Annotated in this window: 16 protein-coding genes and 2 tRNA genes; 14 read left to right on the forward strand and 4 right to left on the reverse strand. The window is 52.2% G+C overall.

Annotation, left to right across the window (positions count from 1 at the left end):
* Positions 1–21 precede the first annotated feature (21 nt).
* Complete coding sequence (gene greA / locus GHC22_RS02550) at positions 22–498, forward strand: transcription elongation factor GreA (protein ID WP_003025019.1); 477 nt, start codon at positions 22–24, stop codon at positions 496–498.
* A 153-nt stretch (positions 499–651) separates the two neighbouring features.
* On the opposite strand, the gene yhbY is transcribed toward greA, so the two are convergent.
* Positions 652–945 carry a ribosome assembly RNA-binding protein YhbY gene (gene yhbY / locus GHC22_RS02555; RefSeq protein ID WP_003025016.1) on the reverse strand — a complete coding sequence of 98 codons (294 nt, stop codon included), beginning with the start codon at positions 943–945 and terminating at the stop codon, positions 652–654.
* 125 nt (positions 946–1,070) lie between these two features.
* On the opposite strand from yhbY, the gene rlmE reads away from it, so the two are divergent.
* The 4 genes from rlmE to glmM all read left to right on the forward strand — a co-directional run bounded on the left by rlmE (position 1,071) and on the right by glmM (position 6,011).
* Positions 1,071–1,700 carry a 23S rRNA (uridine(2552)-2'-O)-methyltransferase RlmE gene (rlmE, locus tag GHC22_RS02560; RefSeq protein ID WP_003025015.1) on the forward strand — a complete coding sequence of 210 codons (630 nt, stop codon included), beginning with the start codon at positions 1,071–1,073 and terminating at the stop codon, positions 1,698–1,700.
* 99 nt (positions 1,701–1,799) lie between these two features.
* Positions 1,800–3,734 carry an ATP-dependent zinc metalloprotease FtsH gene (gene ftsH / locus GHC22_RS02565; RefSeq protein ID WP_003025013.1) on the forward strand — a complete coding sequence of 645 codons (1,935 nt, stop codon included), beginning with the start codon at positions 1,800–1,802 and terminating at the stop codon, positions 3,732–3,734.
* A 98-nt stretch (positions 3,735–3,832) separates the two neighbouring features.
* Positions 3,833–4,681 (forward strand): dihydropteroate synthase, encoded by an 849-nt coding sequence (gene folP / locus GHC22_RS02570; protein WP_048225717.1) that lies wholly within the window; start codon positions 3,833–3,835, stop codon positions 4,679–4,681.
* Positions 4,674–6,011, forward strand: coding sequence for a phosphoglucosamine mutase (gene glmM / locus GHC22_RS02575; RefSeq protein WP_153752150.1), 1,338 nt, complete (start codon positions 4,674–4,676; stop codon positions 6,009–6,011). The genes folP and glmM overlap by 8 nt, the downstream gene beginning before the upstream one ends.
* Positions 6,012–6,055: 44 nt before the next feature.
* On the opposite strand, the gene dcuC is transcribed toward glmM, so the two are convergent.
* Both dcuC and iadA read right to left on the reverse strand, forming a co-directional pair.
* On the reverse strand, positions 6,056–7,522 hold the full coding sequence (gene dcuC, locus GHC22_RS02580; RefSeq protein ID WP_003025006.1) for a C4-dicarboxylate transporter DcuC: 1,467 nt from the start codon (positions 7,520–7,522) through the stop codon (positions 6,056–6,058).
* Positions 7,523–7,532: 10 nt separating this feature from the next.
* Entirely contained in the window at positions 7,533–8,666 is a 1,134-nt protein-coding gene (gene iadA, locus GHC22_RS02585; RefSeq protein ID WP_153752152.1) for a beta-aspartyl-peptidase, read from the reverse strand.
* A gap of 148 nt (positions 8,667–8,814) precedes the next feature.
* Between iadA and GHC22_RS02590 the strand changes: the two genes are divergently transcribed.
* From GHC22_RS02590 to GHC22_RS02600, 3 genes are all read left to right on the forward strand, one after another.
* Positions 8,815–9,708 (forward strand): LysR family transcriptional regulator, encoded by an 894-nt coding sequence (locus GHC22_RS02590; protein WP_153752154.1) that lies wholly within the window; start codon positions 8,815–8,817, stop codon positions 9,706–9,708.
* 167 nt (positions 9,709–9,875) lie between these two features.
* Entirely contained in the window at positions 9,876–10,208 is a 333-nt protein-coding gene (secG, locus tag GHC22_RS02595) for a preprotein translocase subunit SecG (RefSeq protein ID WP_003025000.1), read from the forward strand.
* Positions 10,209–10,217: 9 nt separating this feature from the next.
* A tRNA-Leu gene (locus GHC22_RS02600) sits at positions 10,218–10,304 on the forward strand.
* A 197-nt stretch (positions 10,305–10,501) separates the two neighbouring features.
* On the opposite strand, the gene argG is transcribed toward GHC22_RS02600, so the two are convergent.
* Positions 10,502–11,845 carry an argininosuccinate synthase gene (argG, locus tag GHC22_RS02605; RefSeq protein ID WP_153752155.1) on the reverse strand — a complete coding sequence of 448 codons (1,344 nt, stop codon included), beginning with the start codon at positions 11,843–11,845 and terminating at the stop codon, positions 10,502–10,504.
* Positions 11,846–12,178: 333 nt separating this feature from the next.
* Between argG and GHC22_RS02610 the strand changes: the two genes are divergently transcribed.
* The 6 genes from GHC22_RS02610 (at position 12,179) to truB (ending at position 18,644) form a co-directional block, all read left to right on the forward strand.
* Positions 12,179–12,255, forward strand: a tRNA-Met gene (locus tag GHC22_RS02610).
* Positions 12,256–12,462: 207 nt separating this feature from the next.
* Positions 12,463–12,915 carry a ribosome maturation factor RimP gene (rimP, locus tag GHC22_RS02615; protein ID WP_003024996.1) on the forward strand — a complete coding sequence of 151 codons (453 nt, stop codon included), beginning with the start codon at positions 12,463–12,465 and terminating at the stop codon, positions 12,913–12,915.
* A gap of 28 nt (positions 12,916–12,943) precedes the next feature.
* Positions 12,944–14,431 carry a transcription termination factor NusA gene (gene nusA, locus GHC22_RS02620; RefSeq protein WP_003024992.1) on the forward strand — a complete coding sequence of 496 codons (1,488 nt, stop codon included), beginning with the start codon at positions 12,944–12,946 and terminating at the stop codon, positions 14,429–14,431.
* A gap of 24 nt (positions 14,432–14,455) precedes the next feature.
* Positions 14,456–17,146, forward strand: coding sequence for a translation initiation factor IF-2 (gene infB / locus GHC22_RS02625; protein ID WP_003828710.1), 2,691 nt, complete (start codon positions 14,456–14,458; stop codon positions 17,144–17,146).
* Between the two features lie 149 nt (positions 17,147–17,295).
* On the forward strand, positions 17,296–17,700 hold the full coding sequence (gene rbfA, locus GHC22_RS02630) for a 30S ribosome-binding factor RbfA (RefSeq protein WP_003024988.1): 405 nt from the start codon (positions 17,296–17,298) through the stop codon (positions 17,698–17,700).
* Positions 17,700–18,644, forward strand: a complete 945-nt coding sequence (gene truB / locus GHC22_RS02635) for a tRNA pseudouridine(55) synthase TruB (RefSeq protein WP_003828704.1) — start codon at positions 17,700–17,702, stop codon at positions 18,642–18,644. Before rbfA ends, truB begins: the two co-directional genes overlap by 1 nt.
* The last annotated feature ends 193 nt before the right edge of the window (positions 18,645–18,837 follow it).

Below are 18,837 nucleotides of genomic sequence, written 5' to 3' on the forward strand. Positions count from 1 at the left end.
AATGTTCAAGAGGTATAACAAATGCAAGCTATCCCGATGACCTTACGTGGTGCTGAAAAACTGCGCGAAGAGCTGGATTTTCTGAAATCTGTGCGCCGTCCTGAAATTATTGCCGCTATCGCTGAAGCGCGTGAGCACGGTGACCTGAAAGAGAACGCGGAGTATCACGCGGCGCGCGAACAGCAGGGTTTCTGCGAAGGACGCATTAAAGATATCGAAGCTAAACTGTCCAACGCGCAGGTAATCGACGTTACTAAAATGCCGAACAATGGCCGCGTTGTTTTCGGTGCGACGGTTACCGTTCTGAATCTCGATAACGATGAAGAGCAGACCTGGCGTATTGTCGGCGATGATGAAGCCGATTTTAAACAGAACCTGATTTCAGTGAACTCGCCTATCGCTCGTGGCCTGATCGGTAAAGAGCAGGATGACGTCGTAGTTATCAAAACGCCGGGCGGCGAAGTGGAATATGAAGTGACGAAGGTAGAATACCTGTAATTCGCATCTTGGTTAAGATGTTGATACATTGTAAAGAAAGGAAAAAGGCCGCATAGCGGCCTTTTATCAACGAAGAGAGCGTGGCATTTTGCTCTCCTGCTAGCGGAAAACCCCGCGTTTTACACAAACTTCGTGTGCAACTTTGGGATATTCTTAGCGTGGCAGCGAGATTTTACGTTCTTTAGTCGGGCGATACAGTACCAGCGTTTTGCCGATGACCTGTACATTGCAGGCGCCGGTTTCGCGTACGATAGCTTCCACGATCAAGGTTTTAGTATCGCGATCTTCCGAGGCGATTTTCACCTTGATAAGTTCATGGTGCTCTAACGCTTGTTCAATCTCGGCCAGTACCCCTTCGGTCAAACCATTATTGCCAAGCATAACTACAGGCTTGAGCGGATGTGCCAGACCTTTCAGGTGCTGTTTTTGTTTAGTACTCAGATTCATCGTATATTTTTGCTTACGTTGGGATTGAAAACGGGTCATTCTACCGCCATCTCCCATATATCACCAAATAGCTGTGTAGAAATTTACACCATTGGTTACGATGAACTGCCCTTTGGGAATGTGAAATGACAGGTAAAAAGCGTTCTGCCAGCTCGAGTCGCTGGCTTCAGGAACACTTTAGCGATAAATATGTTCAACAGGCGCAGAAAAAGGGGTTACGTTCCCGTGCCTGGTTTAAACTTGATGAAATACAGCAAAGTGACAAAATTTTTAAACCGGGGATGACGATAGTTGATCTCGGTGCTGCACCCGGTGGCTGGTCGCAATATGCAGTTACGCAGATCGGCAACACCGGCCGCATTATCGCTTGCGATCTTTTACCTATGGATCCAATCGTTGGTGTGGACTTCCTTCAGGGCGACTTTCGTGATGAATTAGTCCTGAAAGCGTTACTTGAACGCGTAGGTGACAGTAAAGTACAAGTTGTCATGTCTGATATGGCGCCAAATATGTGTGGAACACCGGCGGTGGATATTCCCCGGGCCATGTATCTGGTAGAGCTGGCGCTTGGAATGGCTCGTGATGTATTAGCGCCAGGTGGTAGTTTTGTAGTGAAGGTGTTCCAGGGCGAAGGCTTCGATGAGTATCTAAGAGAGATTCGCTCCCTGTTTACGAAGGTCAAAGTTCGTAAGCCGGACTCTTCTCGCGCCCGTTCGCGTGAAGTGTATATTGTAGCGACCGGGCGTAAACCATAACCGGCAGATTTCAAACGAAAGTTTGAAAGAAACTGGATATAGAGTATCCTGACGCTGTTTTTAACACAGTTGTAATATGAGGTTAATCCCTTGAGTGACATGGCGAAAAACCTAATTCTCTGGCTGGTCATTGCCGTTGTGCTGATGTCAGTATTCCAGAGCTTTGGGCCCAGCGAGTCTAATGGCCGTAAGGTTGATTACTCTACCTTCCTGCAAGAGGTCAATCAGGACCAGGTTCGTGAAGCGAAGATCAACGGACGTGAGATTAACGTTACCAAGAAAGATAGTAACCGTTACACGACCTACATCCCGGTTAACGATCCGAAGCTGCTTGATAACCTGCTGACCAAAAACGTCAAGGTTGTTGGCGAACCACCTGAAGAGCCGAGCCTGCTGGCTTCTATCTTCATTTCCTGGTTCCCAATGCTGCTGCTGATTGGTGTCTGGATCTTCTTCATGCGTCAGATGCAGGGCGGTGGTGGCAAAGGTGCCATGTCGTTCGGCAAGAGCAAAGCGCGCATGCTAACGGAAGATCAGATCAAAACGACTTTTGCTGATGTTGCGGGTTGTGACGAAGCAAAAGAAGAAGTCGCTGAGCTGGTTGAGTATCTGCGCGAACCGAGCCGTTTCCAGAAACTGGGCGGTAAAATCCCGAAAGGCGTCCTGATGGTTGGTCCTCCGGGTACGGGTAAAACCCTGCTGGCGAAAGCTATCGCAGGTGAAGCGAAGGTTCCATTCTTCACAATTTCCGGTTCTGATTTCGTGGAAATGTTCGTGGGTGTCGGTGCATCTCGTGTGCGTGACATGTTCGAACAAGCCAAGAAAGCGGCACCGTGCATCATCTTCATCGATGAAATCGACGCCGTAGGTCGCCAGCGTGGCGCAGGTCTGGGCGGTGGTCACGATGAACGTGAACAGACGCTGAACCAGATGCTGGTTGAGATGGACGGCTTCGAAGGTAACGAAGGTATTATCGTTATCGCGGCAACTAACCGTCCGGACGTTCTTGACCCTGCGCTGCTGCGTCCAGGCCGTTTCGACCGTCAGGTTGTGGTTGGTCTGCCAGACGTTCGCGGTCGTGAACAGATCCTGAAAGTGCATATGCGTCGCGTACCGCTGTCTCCGGATATCGATGCGGCAATCATTGCACGTGGCACGCCTGGCTTCTCCGGTGCGGACCTCGCGAACCTGGTGAACGAAGCGGCGCTGTTTGCTGCTCGTGGCAACAAGCGCGTAGTGTCGATGGTTGAGTTCGAAAAAGCGAAAGACAAAATCATGATGGGTGCGGAACGTCGCTCCATGGTGATGACGGAAGCGCAGAAAGAATCTACCGCGTATCACGAAGCTGGCCACGCGATTATCGGTCGCCTGGTACCGGAACACGATCCGGTGCACAAAGTAACGATTATCCCGCGCGGTCGTGCGCTGGGTGTGACCTTCTTCCTGCCTGAAGGCGACGCAATCAGCGCCAGCCGTCAGAAACTGGAAAGTCAGATCTCCACACTGTACGGTGGCCGTCTGGCGGAAGAGATCATCTACGGTGCTGAACATGTTTCTACCGGTGCGTCGAACGACATTAAAGTCGCGACTAACCTGGCGCGTAACATGGTTACTCAGTGGGGCTTCTCCGATAAACTCGGTCCGTTGCTGTACGCTGAAGAAGAAGGCGAGGTGTTCCTGGGACGTTCTGTGGCGAAAGCGAAACACATGTCCGATGAAACCGCTCGCATTATCGATCAGGAAGTTAAGCTGCTGATTGAGCGTAACTATGACCGTGCACGTCGTTTGCTGAACGAAAACATGGACATTCTGCACTCAATGAAAGATGCGCTCATGAAATATGAGACCATCGATGCGCCGCAGATTGACGATCTAATGGCTCGCCGCGACGTACGTCCGCCAGCGGGTTGGGAAGAACCGGGTTCTTCTAACAACAACTCTGGTAGCACCGGTAAGCCGAGTGCACCGCGTCCGGTTGATGAACCGCGTGCGCCGGACTCTGGCACTATGTCAGAGCAACTGGGCGACAAATAAGTTATCGTTGATGATGACCGTGTTTTAATTGAAAACCCTGGGGCTTGCTCCGGGGTTTTTCTTATCTGCATATTCAAGATTTTACCAGGGATAAAACTATGAAACTCTTTGCTCAGGGTTCTTCACTGGATCTCAGCCATCCGCACGTCATGGGGATTTTGAACGTCACGCCAGACTCATTTTCCGATGGTGGAGCGCACAACTCTCTGGTTGAGGCGGTAAAACACGCAAACCTGATGATTAACGCCGGGGCGACTATCATTGATGTGGGCGGTGAGTCCACGCGTCCGGGCGCGGCTGATGTGAGTGTGGAAGAAGAGTTGCAGCGAGTGATCCCAGTGGTCGAGGCGATTGCTCAGCGTTTTGAAGTGTGGATTTCGGTCGATACCTCAAAACCCGAAGTGATTCGCGAATGTGCCAGAGTTGGCGCGCATATCATCAATGATATTCGCTCACTCTCGGAGCCTGGAGCGCTGGAAGCCGCAGCGGAGACCGGATTACCGGTTTGCCTGATGCATATGCAGGGGCAGCCGAAAACCATGCAGGAAGCACCAAAGTATGAGGATGTTTTTGCTGAGGTAAACCGTTACTTTGTTGAGCAAATAGCACGTTGCGAGCGGGCTGGAATCACAAAAGATAAATTGTTGCTCGACCCCGGATTCGGATTCGGTAAAAATCTCACTCACAACTACACATTACTGGCACGTTTGTCTGAGTTTCATCATTTTAATCTGCCATTGCTGGTTGGGATGTCACGAAAATCAATGGTTGGCCAGTTACTGAATGTGGGGCCATCTGAACGCCTGAGCGGTAGCCTTGCGTGCGCGGTGATTGCCGCAATGCAGGGGGCGCAGATCGTTCGTGTCCATGACGTCAAAGAAACCGTAGAAGCGATGCGTGTGGTGGAAGCCACATTGTCTGCAAAGGAAAAAAAACGCTATGAGTAATCGTAAATATTTTGGCACTGATGGGATCCGCGGTCGCGTAGGCGATGCCCCAATTACTCCTGACTTTGTGCTCAAGCTGGGCTGGGCTGCAGGGAAAGTGCTTGCTCGTCATGGTTCACGTAAAATTATTATTGGTAAAGATACGCGTATTTCCGGCTATATGCTGGAGTCTGCGCTGGAAGCGGGCCTGGCTGCCGCCGGACTCTCAGCCTCATTCACAGGGCCAATGCCAACACCCGCCGTTGCGTATCTGACGCGCGCCTTCCGTGCTGAGGCCGGGATTGTTATTTCCGCTTCGCACAACCCGTACTATGACAACGGGATTAAATTCTTCTCTACCGACGGGACTAAACTGCCGGATGCAGTGGAAGAAGCCATTGAAGCCGAGATGGAAAAAGCGATCACCTGCGTGGATTCCGCTGAACTGGGTAAAGCCACGCGTATCGTTGATGCTGCCGGTCGCTATATCGAGTTTTGCAAAGGCACCTTCCCGAACGAACTGAGTCTGAATGAGCTTAAAATTGTGGTGGATTGCGCTAACGGTGCGACGTACCACATTGCGCCAAATGTACTGCGTGAACTGGGTGCAAACGTGATTGCCATTGGCTGTGAGCCAAACGGTGTGAATATCAATGAAGAAGTCGGCGCCACCGACGTCCGTGCCCTGCAGGCGCGCGTGATTGCGGAAAAAGCCGATCTGGGTATTGCGCTGGATGGCGATGGCGACCGCGTCATTATGGTTGATCACGAAGGTAATAAGGTCGATGGCGATCAGATCATGTACATCATCGCCCGTGAAGCCCTGCGTCAGGGTCAGCTGCGCGGTGGCGCGGTAGGTACGCTGATGAGCAACATGGGCCTCGAGCTGGCGCTGAAACAGCTGGGTATTCCGTTTGCCCGTGCAAAAGTTGGCGACCGTTATGTGCTGGAAAAAATGCAGGAAAAAGGCTGGCGTATCGGTGCCGAAAACTCTGGTCATGTGATCCTGCTGGACAAAACCACTACTGGTGACGGTATCGTGGCGGGTCTGCAGGTGCTGGCGGCGATGGTACGCAACCATATGAGCCTGCACGACCTGTGCAGCGGCATGAAAATGTTCCCACAGCTGCTGGTTAACGTACGATACACAGCAGGTAGCGGCGATCCACTGGAACATGAAAATGTGAAAGCGGTGATGGCGGAAGTGGAAGCGGCGCTGGGTAACCGTGGACGCGTCCTGCTGCGTAAGTCTGGTACCGAACCGTTAATTCGTGTGATGGTTGAAGGTGAAGACGAAGCGCAGGTGACTGAATTCGCCCACCGTATTGCCGATGCTGTGAAAGCGGTGTAATTCCGAAGAAAGTGAAAGCCGGAGTCTGAGACTCCGGCTTTTTTTTACTGTACGGCAAGCGGCTGTTTACGTCGGCGCTGCCAGAAGTAACCACCGACCATCAGTAGCACAAGGACTGCCAGCCACGGCAGAACCGCCAGCAGATGCCCAGACCGGGCAAAGGTTAACGCAATCATCAGTAGCCAACCGCCCAGCATCGGAATCGCGGTACGCTTAACAATATCCACAGGCGAGACACCTGCAATCCCTGCGATAGCAATGATTACGCCGGCGATGGGCGATAGCGTACGACCAATACCCGCCGAGATCTGGATAGGCAACATCATGACAGCGATATCGCTACCGATATGACGGCTGATGTCCGGCACCATGGGTGCGAAGGAGAAAAATGCCGCATTCCCGGAGCCCATCAGCGCTGAAATTGCGAAGGTGATCAGGGTCATCAGCAGGATAATAGAGGCGGCGCTGAGGCCAAATTCACCGGAAAGTGACAACAGTGCGTCAACGGCACCAATGGCTTTCAGTCCGGCGGAAAAGACTTCACCGGCGATAATCAGTGTCACGACGGTGGCAAAAACGCTGCCCATGCTGTCGAAAACCTTTTGTACGCCAGCCATCACCTCGCGCGCCTTGCGATGACGGCAGTACTCACAAACCAGCGTAATAGCGAGGCTTATCAGTACGGCGGTATCCAGCGTGATCTTGAGAGAGCTGAATACTAAATCGCTGCACACCAGCATCAATACCAGCGGCAGCATGGGCAGAAACAGCCAGGCGATAGGTGCGTCGGCTTCATCAGTCGCCGTTAATGTCTGCATTTGCTGAGCTGCATTGTCGCCACTTTCCCGACGGTCAAAAAAGCGTTGCACAACAATATGCAGTAGGGCGATGAAAAGAATGACGGGCACAACGATCGGCAACTGATCCTGCACGAAATAGTTCACGACCTCGATGCCTGCGGTTTTGGCGGCGAGAACAGAGTTGCCGGAGCCGGGGCCAAACTCAACCGCACAGGTACTGGCGATAACGGCGGCAACCGCGGCGCGGCTACAGCCAAGACGGGTAAGCAGCGGGTAAAGCGTCGCCATCAGCAGCAGACCCAATCCGGTGGCGCTGCTGATAAACAGCGACAGGAATTGACCCAATAGCAGTGCCAGCCCCAGCAGCAGATATGGCGAGTTCAGCCGTTGCAAAGGACGAGACGTCACCCGAACCAGTACCTGGCTTGCGCCAATGGCTGACATGTAGGTGGCAAAACCACCAATCAGCATAATTTGCAGTCCGAGGCCGCCGAGACGCACGCTCAGGGTATCGCGAATAAACTCAAAGGCGTCAAAGGGGCCAAATCCGGTGCTCTTTTTCACCAGGCCACTGAGTGAGGTCATTCCGCTAAAATGCGCGATAAGCAACAGCACAATCCCGGTCAATAACAGTACCGACTGGGGGTGATATTTTTTGAGGATCAGACGTCCGGCAAAAATGATGGCGATTAGCGCCAGTAGCAATGACATTCTTGCCCCCTTACTCGAAGTTGCCGGTAACCAGGCACTCGCCATCCCGCAGCAACGGTTTACCCGCGGCAAACAGATGGGCCAGCGAGAGGTCATCATTGAGTACACAGATATCGGCACGTTCCCCGGCGCAGAGCACGCCCCCGGAAATACCCAGCGAGCGCGCAACGTTTGCCGTCAGCATCGCGATGGCCTGTGGCACCGGAATCCCGACATCAATCAGGCGAGGAAGCAGGTTAAGATTGCCTGCGACCGGTGCCGCGCTTAAACCTTCAACGATACCCTGAGCGTTAAAGCGCGGAACGCTGCCATTGCCGTCAGAACTGATCGTGATGCGCTCCGCCGGAACCAGTGCTTCGAGTGCGTGGAGAATCGCTTGCTCCTGAGGCATAAAACGACTGCCACCGGACGTAACATCGATATGGCCGCCGCGATGGGCGAAAGCAATCGCCTGTTCGAACAAGGGCTCAGTTCTCGCAACATGCGTCGGTGAAATATGGTGAATCGGAATACCCGCATCACACAGCTCAATAAGTTGCGACATCCCTTCCGGCAGATTCCCCAGGTGCACATGCAGCAAGCCTTTTTTCCCAGCCAGCAGGGAAGCGACGCGAATATCGCTCACTATCCTCAGCAACTCCTGGAAAGAGGGGTAAGAGCCACGGTGATCGGCGAGGGCGATTTTTACACCAAGAATTGCCGGAATGAAGGCCATATCATCGCGGATGGATCGCGTAATGGTTGGGCTGGGAACGGCGTAGGCTCCCGTGTGCATAAACGCGCGTAATCCCTCAAGGTTGAGAGACTGCATTTTAGCGTAGAGATCTTTGGGGGAACGGGAAATGGCATCGGTGCCTAACACGCCAACCACCGTGGTAATACCTGCCTGAATCAGGTCGCGCAGCTTGACGGCGGGCGTCCGACTGGCAAATCCGGCTTCACCACCGCCACCGGTAAGATGAACATGCTGATCGATGATACCAGGGATAACCCATTTACCCCGACAATCGATGACCTCGTTGATGCCATCAAACAATGAAATATCTTTTTCTACCGCCACAATTCGGTCGGCATGAATGAGCAGGGAGCAGAGGCCTAAATCCTCAGGAGAAAAAACACGGGCATTGGTCAATAAAGTAAACATAGCGGTCCTGTCAAACGTCGAGGGTGAGAGTCGGCAGGTGAAACGAAATATTGTTGTTATGATGCCCACCATAAAGCCATTACTATAACTATGACTATTACCGATTTGTTATTGGAGGATGCGGTTATGGCATGGCGGAGAGCACAACGTGGATTGTAAGTGGCTGGAAGATTTTCTGGCCTTGAGCCAGCATGGAAACTACTCTCAGGCCGCGGCGCAGCGGCATATTACTCAACCGGCGTTGAGTCGGCGTATAAAGGCGCTGGAAGAGGTGCTGGGCGTGCCTTTGTTTGACCGGACAACGACCCCTGTCACGCTGACGCGCTATGGTGAACGCTTTGAACCTTATGCCCGGCACGTTCTCAGCACGTTAACAGAGGCACGCCATGAGCTGTCGGCGATGACGCCAGCAACGGATAACACGTTGGTGATGGTCAGCCTGCATACGCTGTCGGTGAATATCCTGCCGGATATGATCAACTACCTGCGACAGAGTGAGCCGCAGTTAAACTTTACGGTAAACGCCAGTATCCAGGGGATAGACAACCACTTCAATGCCCTGATGAACCGGCAAATTGATTTACTGGTAACCTACGATTTACCGTCTGCCCAGCCGGGGCTGGAGATCGCCGGAGGGTTAAAACGTTCACTATGGCGGTATGAGCGATTTATACCGGTTATTTCAGCCCGGTTGGCTGATGCGCTTAATGATCCGCATGCTCCGATTCCGTGGCTATGCTATAGCGACTACACCTTTGTCAGACGTATTATTGAGTCGGCAGAACAACGCGTCCGCCCACGGCTAAAAAAAGTATTTGAGAGTGGTTTAAGCGAAACGATACGAGAAATGGTACTGCGCCATATGGGAATGGCCTGGTTACCTGAATCGATGGTGGCGGAAGAGTTGGTGAAACAGCAAATTATTCACTGCTGGCCAGAAAATACAGACCTGATTTGTGAAATCCCCGTTGTGGTATGGGCGAATCTTGAAGATCAACGTGCCGTTATGCAGAGATGCTGGGAGAAGTTGCTGCGTTTTTGATTGATATGGCGATTTTTTCCGCAGTTGATACAATGCTAACAAATTGCCCTTGCGAAGGTTATTCGCTTTGGTTAGTATTCACACCCGCTTCAGTGGGAAACAGTAAATATTCCCGCTTTAATGGTCGAAGCATTGTACGCGGCAACTCCGCAAGGAACAGGTTGATTATGCACGAAGCTCTTTTAGTAGTTTTCCTTATTGTGGCAATTGGCCTGGTAGGCTTGATCATGCTGCAGCAAGGCAAAGGCGCTGATATGGGAGCCTCTTTTGGCGCAGGCGCTTCTGGTACTCTGTTTGGTTCAAGTGGTTCTGGTAACTTCATGACCCGTATGACAGCTGTATTGGGAACCTTGTTCTTCATCATCAGTCTGGTGCTGGGTAACATGAACAGCAATAAGACCAATAAAGGAAGTGAGTGGGAAAATCTGAGCGCACCGGCGAAAACCGAGCAAACTCAGCCAGCTGCTCCGGCTCAGCCGACCAGCGATATCCCACGCTAAGTATTCTGTACCGAGGTGGTGGAATTGGTAGACACGCTACCTTGAGGTGGTAGTGCCCTAACGGGCTTGTGGGTTCGAGTCCCATCCTCGGTACCAAATTCCAAAAAAAAGACGCTGCAAAGCGTCTTTTTTTTCGTCTGTTATTTGTGGCTATCCTGTAGGTCGGATAAGGCGTTAACGCCGCCATCCGACATTATTACAACGCCTGATGGCGCTACGCTTATCAGGCCTACAGACACCTTATATTTCGCGCATAAAAAAGGCCGCTTGCGCGGCCTTAAGATAGTGAATCTTTACTTCGGCTTATTTTCCAGATTCTCAACCTGCGGCAGGCCGGTTGCGGAAGAGGCTGTCAGTAGGCCAGACTGCGCATAGCCGAACAGCTTCTCGCGGGTATCGGTGATATCCAGATTACGCATGGTCAACTGACCGATACGGTCATCCGGAGAGAATACGGAGTCGCCTTTTTCCATCGTCAGACGTTCTGGTTTGTACGTCAGATTGTCAGACACGGTGTTGAGGATTGAGTAGTCATTACCACGACGCAGTTCCAGCGTGACTTCGCCGGTAATCTGGCTGGCAACCCAACGCTGCAGACCGTCACGCAGCATCAGCGCCTGAGAGTCGAACCAGCGGCCCTGATACAGCAGACGACCCAGCTGGCGACCGTGCGCGTGATACTGCTCGATGGTATCCTCGTTGTGAATACCGGTCAGCAGACGCTCGTAGGCGATATGCAGCAATGCCATCCCCGGGGCTTCATAGATGCCACGGCTTTTCGCTTCAATAATACGGTTTTCAATCTGATCGCTCATACCCAGACCGTGACGGCCGCCGATACGGTTGGCTTCCAGCATCATCTCAACGTCGTCGCTGAAGGTTTTTCCGTTCAGAGCAACCGGATGACCCTGTTCAAAGCGTACGGTCACTTCTTCTGCCGGGATCTTCACGCTCTCATCCCAGAACTTCACGCCCATAATCGGGTTGACGATTTTGACGCTGGAATTCAGGAATTCCAGATCTTTTGCTTCGTGAGTCGCACCGAGCATATTGGAGTCTGTTGAGTACGCTTTCTCAACGGACATTTTGTAGTCGAAACCACAGGCAATCATAAATTCGGACATCTCATGGCGACCGCCGAGTTCATCGATAAAATCGGTATCCAGCCATGGTTTGTAAATCTGCAGTTCGGCGTTGGTCAGCAGACCGTAACGATAGAAACGTTCAATATCGTTACCTTTATAGGTGCTACCGTCGCCCCAGATGTTTACACCATCTTCTTTCATGGCGGCAACCAGCATGGTGCCGGTCACGGCGCGGCCCAACGGGGTGGTATTGAAATAGGTCAGTCCGCCAGTGGTGTTGTGGAATGCACCGCACTGAATGGCAGCGATCCCTTCGGCAACCAGCTGCTTACGGCAATCTACCAGGCGAGCATTCTCAGCACCATATTCCATTGCACGGCGAGGAATGGCGTCATAGTCATCCTCATCCGGCTGGCCCAAATTCGCAGTATATGCATATGGGACAGCCCCTTTTTGTCGCATCCACAGCAGTGCTGCACTGGTGTCCAGGCCGCCGGAAAAAGCGATACCAATACGTTGACCTACCGGGAGATGCTTGAGAATCGTCGTCATAAAATAAAACCCTGCTTGATAGACTGGTGAAGAGGTCGGCTTATTATACTAGTTGCATTTTTATGCAAAATAAATGAGTTTTCATTTAATCATCTTTTCTGGATGACAGGAAGAGTTTAGTGAGAATTTCGTTAAATAACGGCGTGGGCGGCATATTTATCTTGCTGGGCTAGCGCTGGGCAGCATTCATTGATTTGCATAGTCGTAACAAGGTTGACATAACGCATAGTGAATCAATATACTGTGCGCAGATTTTACGTCCCGTCTCGGTACCAAATCCCAGCAGTATTTGCATTTTTTACCCAAAACGAGTAAAATTTGCCACGTTTCAGGCGCGGGGTGGAGCAGCCTGGTAGCTCGTCGGGCTCATAACCCGAAGGTCGTCGGTTCAAATCCGGCCCCCGCAACCACTTTCCCTTAGAGTTCTTTTTCAAATATACTGTGAAGACTTAGGCCTTCGTAGCTGGATTTGAAAAAAATTCTTTCGGAAGGTTCTCCGAACCGCAGGTGCGGTTATAGGGTTCAGTTATCTAAAGCCCCGATTTATCGGGGTTTTTTGTTATCTGACTACAGAATAACTGGGCTTTAGGCCCTTTTTTTATGTCTTGGGGGTGGGCTTGTCCACATTAGAGCAAAAATTAACAGAGATGATTACAGCGCCAGTTGAAGCCCTGGGCTACGAACTGGTCGGCATCGAATTTATTCGTGGTCGCACATCCACACTGCGCATCTATATTGATAGTGAAGATGGCATCAATGTTGATGATTGTGCTGATGTGAGCCATCAGGTAAGCGCCGTGATGGATGTCGAAGACCCAATCACCGTTGCCTATAACCTGGAAGTCTCCTCTCCGGGTCTCGACCGTCCTCTGTTCACAGCTGAACACTACGTGCGTTTCCTGGGTGAAGAAGTCACGCTGGTTCTTCGTATGGCGGTACAAAACCGTCGTAAATGGCAGGGCGTTATCAAAGCGGTGGACGGTGAGATGATCACGGTCACAGTCGAAGGCAAAGATGAAGTGTTCGCGCTGAGTAATATCCAGAAGGCGAACCTGGTTCCCCACTTTTAACAGTCTGGATTGAGGTGAAAAGCCCGCGATGAACAAAGAAATTTTGGCTGTTGTTGAAGCCGTATCCAACGAAAAAGCGCTGCCACGCGAGAAAATTTTTGAAGCGCTGGAAAGTGCGCTGGCTACAGCAACAAAGAAAAAATATGAGCAAGAGATCGACGTTCGCGTAGAAATCGATCGTAAAAGCGGTGATTTCGATACCTTCCGTCGTTGGGTAATCGTAGAAGAAGTTACTCAGCCGACCAAAGAAATTACGCTGGAAGCGGCACGCTTCGAAGACGAAAGTCTGAACGTGGGCGAATATGTTGAAGATCAGATTGAATCTGTCACCTTTGACCGTATCACTACCCAGACCGCGAAGCAGGTTATCGTACAGAAAGTACGTGAAGCTGAACGCGCAATGGTTGTTGATCAGTTCCGCGAACACGAAGGCGAAATCGTCACCGGTGTGGTGAAGAAAGTAAACCGCGACAACATTTCTCTGGATCTGGGCAGCAATGCTGAAGCTGTGATCCTGCGTGAAGACATGCTGCCGCGTGAAAACTTCCGCCCTGGTGACCGTATTCGTGGTGTTCTGTACTCAGTTCGCCCGGAAGCGCGCGGTGCACAGCTGTTCGTAACCCGTTCCAAGCCGGAAATGCTGATTGAGCTGTTCCGCATTGAAGTGCCGGAAATCGGCGAAGAAGTTATCGAAATTAAAGCGGCTGCTCGCGATCCGGGATCGCGCGCGAAAATCGCCGTTAAGACCAACGACAAGCGTATTGATCCGGTCGGCGCCTGTGTTGGTATGCGCGGTGCGCGCGTTCAGGCGGTTTCTACCGAACTGGGCGGCGAGCGTATCGATATCGTCCTGTGGGATGATAACCCGGCGCAGTTCGTGATTAACGCAATGGCGCCAGCAGACGTCGCTTCTATCGTGGTGGATGAAGACAAACACACCATGGATATCGCGGTTGAAGCCGGTAACCTGGCTCAGGCGATTGGACGTAATGGTCAGAACGTCCGCCTGGCTTCACAACTGAGCGGTTGGGAACTCAACGTGATGACCGTTGATGACCTGCAAGCGAAGCATCAGGCTGAAGCACATGCAGCCATCGATACCTTCACCAAATATCTCGATATCGATGAAGATTTCGCGACCGTTCTGGTGGAAGAAGGTTTTGCGACGCTGGAAGAACTGGCCTACGTGCCAATGAAAGAACTGCTGGAAATTGACGGTCTGGATGAACAGACCGTTGAAGCGCTGCGCGAGCGTGCTAAAAACGCACTGACCACTCTGGCACTGGCCCAGGAAGAAAGCCTCGGTGATAACAAACCGGCTGACGATCTGCTGAATCTGGAAGGATTGGATCGTGAGATGGCCTTCAAACTGGCGGCCCGTGGTGTTTGTACGCTGGAAGATCTCGCTGAACAGGGCATTGATGATCTGGCTGATATCGAAGGGTTGACCGACGAAAAAGCCGGTGAGCTGATTATGGCTGCCCGTAATATTTGCTGGTTCGGCGACGAAGCGTAATAAACTGTAGCAGGAAGGAACAGTATGACAGATGTAACCGTAAAAACGCTGGCTGCAGAGATACAGACTTCCGTAGATCGCCTGGTACAGCAATTTGCTGATGCCGGTATCCCGAAGTCTGCTGACGACTCTGTGTCCGCACAAGAGAAACAAACCTTACTGGCGCATTTGAACCGTGAAAACGGCTCAGCGCCGGATAAGTTGACATTGCAGCGTAAAACGCGCAGTACTCTCAATATTCCAGGTACCGGTGGAAAAAGCAAATCGGTACAAATCGAAGTCCGCAAGACACGCACCTTTGTGAAACGCGATCCGCAAGAGGCTGAACGCCTTGCCGCGGAAGAGCAGGCGCAGCGTGAAGCGGAAGAGCAAGCCCGTCGTGAGGCAGAAGAAGCTGCCAAACGCGAGGCGCAACAAAAAGCCGAACGTGAGGCCGCAGAACAAGCTAAGCGTGAAGCCGCTGATAAAGCGAAACGTGAAGCTGCGGAAAAAGACAAAGTGAGCAATCAACAGACCGACGATATGACTAAAACCGCCCAGGCCGAAAAAGCCCGCCGTGAAAATGAAGCCGCAGAACTGAAGCGTAAAGCGGAAGAAGAAGCACGTCGCAAGCTTGAAGAAGAAGCGCGCCGCGTAGCGGAAGAAGCTCGCCGTATGGCGGAAGAAAACGAGAAAAATGGTGTGAATAACGCTGAACCTGTCGAAGACACCAGTGATTATCACGTCACCACCTCTCAGCATGCTCGCCAGGCTGAAGACGAGAACGATCGTGAAGTTGAAGGCGGTCGTGGTCGTACTCGCAGCACTAAAGCAGCGCGTCCTGCGAAGAAAGGTAACAAACACGCTGAATCTAAAGCTGACCGTGAAGAAGCACGTGCAGCGGTTCGCGGCGGTAAAGGCGGTAAGCAGCGTAAAGGTTCCGCTCTGCAGCAGGGCTTCCAGAAGCCAGCTCAGGCCGTTAACCGTGACGTTGTGATCGGCGAAACCATCACCGTTGGCGATCTGGCGAACAAGATGGCGGTCAAAGGCTCTCAGGTCATCAAAGCAATGATGAAACTGGGCGCAATGGCGACCATCAACCAGGTCATCGACCAGGAAACCGCACAGCTGGTTGCCGAAGAGATGGGTCACAAAGTTATCCTGCGTCGTGAAAACGAGCTGGAAGAAGCAGTAATGAGCGACCGTGACACCGGCGCTGCGGCAGAACCGCGCGCACCGGTAGTGACCATCATGGGTCACGTTGACCACGGTAAAACGTCTCTGCTGGACTACATTCGTTCAACGAAAGTGGCCTCTGGCGAAGCGGGCGGCATTACTCAGCACATCGGTGCGTACCACGTTGAAACTGACAACGGTATGATCACCTTCCTGGACACCCCGGGTCACGCCGCGTTTACCTCCATGCGTGCTCGTGGTGCTCAGGCAACGGATATCGTTGTTCTGGTTGTTGCAGCAGACGACGGCGTGATGCCGCAGACTATCGAAGCTATCCAGCACGCGAAAGCGGCAGGTGTGCCGGTAGTTGTTGCAGTCAACAAAATCGATAAACCGGAAGCGGATCCAGATCGCGTTAAAAACGAACTGTCCCAGTACGGCATCATGCCGGAAGAGTGGGGCGGCGAGAGCCAGTTCGTTCACGTTTCTGCGAAAGCGGGTACCGGTATCGACGAACTGCTGGATGCGATCCTGCTGCAGGCCGAAGTTCTGGAACTGAAAGCTGTGCGTAAAGGTATGGCGAGCGGTGCGGTTATCGAATCCTTCCTGGATAAAGGTCGTGGCCCGGTTGCTACAGTCCTGGTTCGCGAAGGTACCCTGAACAAGGGCGATATCGTTCTGTGTGGTTTCGAATACGGCCGCGTTCGTGCGATGCGTAACGAACTGGGTCAGGAAGTACTGGAAGCAGGTCCGTCCATTCCGGTGGAAATCCTCGGTCTGTCCGGTGTTCCGGCTGCGGGTGACGAAGTTACTGTTGTTCGTGACGAGAAGAAAGCGCGTGAAGTTGCACTGTACCGTCAGGGCAAATTCCGTGAAGTTAAACTGGCTCGTCAGCAGAAATCTAAACTTGAGAACATGTTCGCCAACATGACCGAAGGCGAAGTTCACGAAGTGAACATCGTGCTGAAGGCTGACGTACAGGGTTCTGTAGAAGCGATTTCCGACTCTTTACTGAAACTGTCTACCGACGAAGTAAAAGTGAAGATCATCGGTTCTGGCGTAGGTGGTATCACCGAAACCGACGCGACCCTGGCTGCGGCATCCAACGCGATTCTGGTTGGCTTCAACGTACGTGCTGATGCCTCTGCACGTAAAGTTATCGAATCAGAAAGCCTGGATCTGCGTTACTACTCCGTCATCTATCATCTGATCGACGAAGTGAAAGCAGCGATGAGCGGCATGCTGTCTCCGGAACTGAAACAGCAGATCATTGGTCTGGCTGAAGTTCGTGATGTGTTCAAATCACCGAAATTCGGCGCTATCGCAGGCTGTATGGTTACCGAAGGCACGATTAAACGTCACAACCCAATCCGCGTACTGCGCGACAACGTGGTTATCTATGAAGGCGAGCTGGAATCCCTGCGCCGCTTCAAAGATGACGTCAACGAAGTCCGTAACGGTATGGAATGTGGTATCGGCGTTAAGAACTACAACGACGTTCGCGTTGGCGATATGATCGAAGTGTTCGAGATCATCGAGATCAAACGTACAATTGCTTAAGGTTGTTCGGGTGTAGGCCGGATAAGGCGTTTACGCCGACATCCGGCAATGTAATGCCTGATGGCGCTACGCTTATCAGGCCTACAGCCTAATCACCGAATTATTTTCAAAAGGGGCTGAATGCCCCTTTTTTGTCTGGAGAATTTATTATGGCGAAAGAATTTGGTCGCCCGCAGCGTGTCGCGCAGGAGATGCAGAAAGAAATCGCACTCATCCTGCAACGCGAAATCAAAGACCCGCGTGTTGGCATGATGACCACCGTATCGGGTGTTGAGATGTCCCGTGATCTGGCATATGCCAAAGTATTCGTGACTTTCCTCAACGATCAGGACGAAGCTGCCGTGAAAAACGGCATTAAGGCACTGCAGGAAGCCTCTGGTTTTATCCGCTCTCTGCTGGGTAAAGCAATGCGTCTGCGTATCGTGCCTGAGCTGACCTTCTTCTACGACAACTCGTTGGTTGAAGGGATGCGCATGTCCAACCTGGTGACCAGCGTGGTGAAACATGACGATGAGCGTCGTGTGAACCCAGCGGACGACAGCAAGGAGGACTGATGAGTCGTCCTCGTCGTCGTGGTCGCGATATTCATGGTGTCCTGCTGCTGGATAAGCCGCAGGGCATGTCCAGCAATGACGTGCTGCAAAAAGTAAAGCGCATCTACAATGCCAACCGCGCGGGGCATACCGGCGCGTTGGATCCGCTGGCGACAGGCATGCTGCCTATCTGCCTTGGTGAAGCGACAAAGTTTTCACAGTATTTGCTGGATTCTGACAAACGCTATCGCGTGGTTGCCCGTCTGGGCCAGCGTACTGACACTTCCGATGCCGATGGGCAGATCGTGCAGGAGCGTCCGGTAACCTTCACCGCAGAACAACTGGCGAGCGCGCTGGAGACTTTCCGCGGCGATATCGAGCAGATTCCGTCGATGTATTCGGCGCTGAAGTATCAGGGTAAGAAGCTGTACGAATATGCGCGTCAGGGCATTGAAGTGCCGCGTGAAGCGCGCCCGATTACCGTCTATGAGCTGCTGTTTATCCGTCATGAAGGTAACGAACTGGAGCTGGAAGTTCACTGCTCCAAAGGCACCTATATTCGTACCATCGTTGACGATCTCGGTGAGAAGCTGGGCTGCGGCGCGCACGTAACGTATCTGCGTCGTTTGACGGTCAGCAAGTATCCGGTGGATCGTATGGTCACGCTGGAACACCTGCGTGAGCTGGTCGAACAGGCAGAACAGCAGAACATTCCGGCGGCTCAGCTGCTTGATCCTTTGCTGATGCCAATGGACAGTCCGGCATCGGACTATCCTGTTGTTAATTTGCCTTTAACATCGTCGGTTTACTTTAAAAATGGTAATCCGGTACGGACGACAGGCGCCCCGCTGGAAGGGCTGGTACGCGTGACGGAAGGCGATGACGGCAAGTTTATTGGCATGGGGGAGATGGACGATGAAGGTCGTGTCGCCCCCCGCCGCCTGGTGGTTGAGTATCCTGCATAGCGCTCTCTGTCTTGCGATAAAAGGGCGCTGCGAGTAGAATACTGCCGCTTAACGTCGCGTGAATTGTTTAACAATCTGCGTGGCGTATACACAAAATCATTCGAGCTGCATCAAGGCGGCAAGTCTGAGGATCCTCAGGAGCTTACTTAGGTAAGTGACTGAGGTGAGCGGACGCAGCCAACGCAGAGTCAGT

Source organism: Citrobacter sp. H12-3-2 (genome assembly GCF_009649895.1).
Lineage (GTDB): Bacteria > Pseudomonadota > Gammaproteobacteria > Enterobacterales > Enterobacteriaceae > Citrobacter > Citrobacter portucalensis.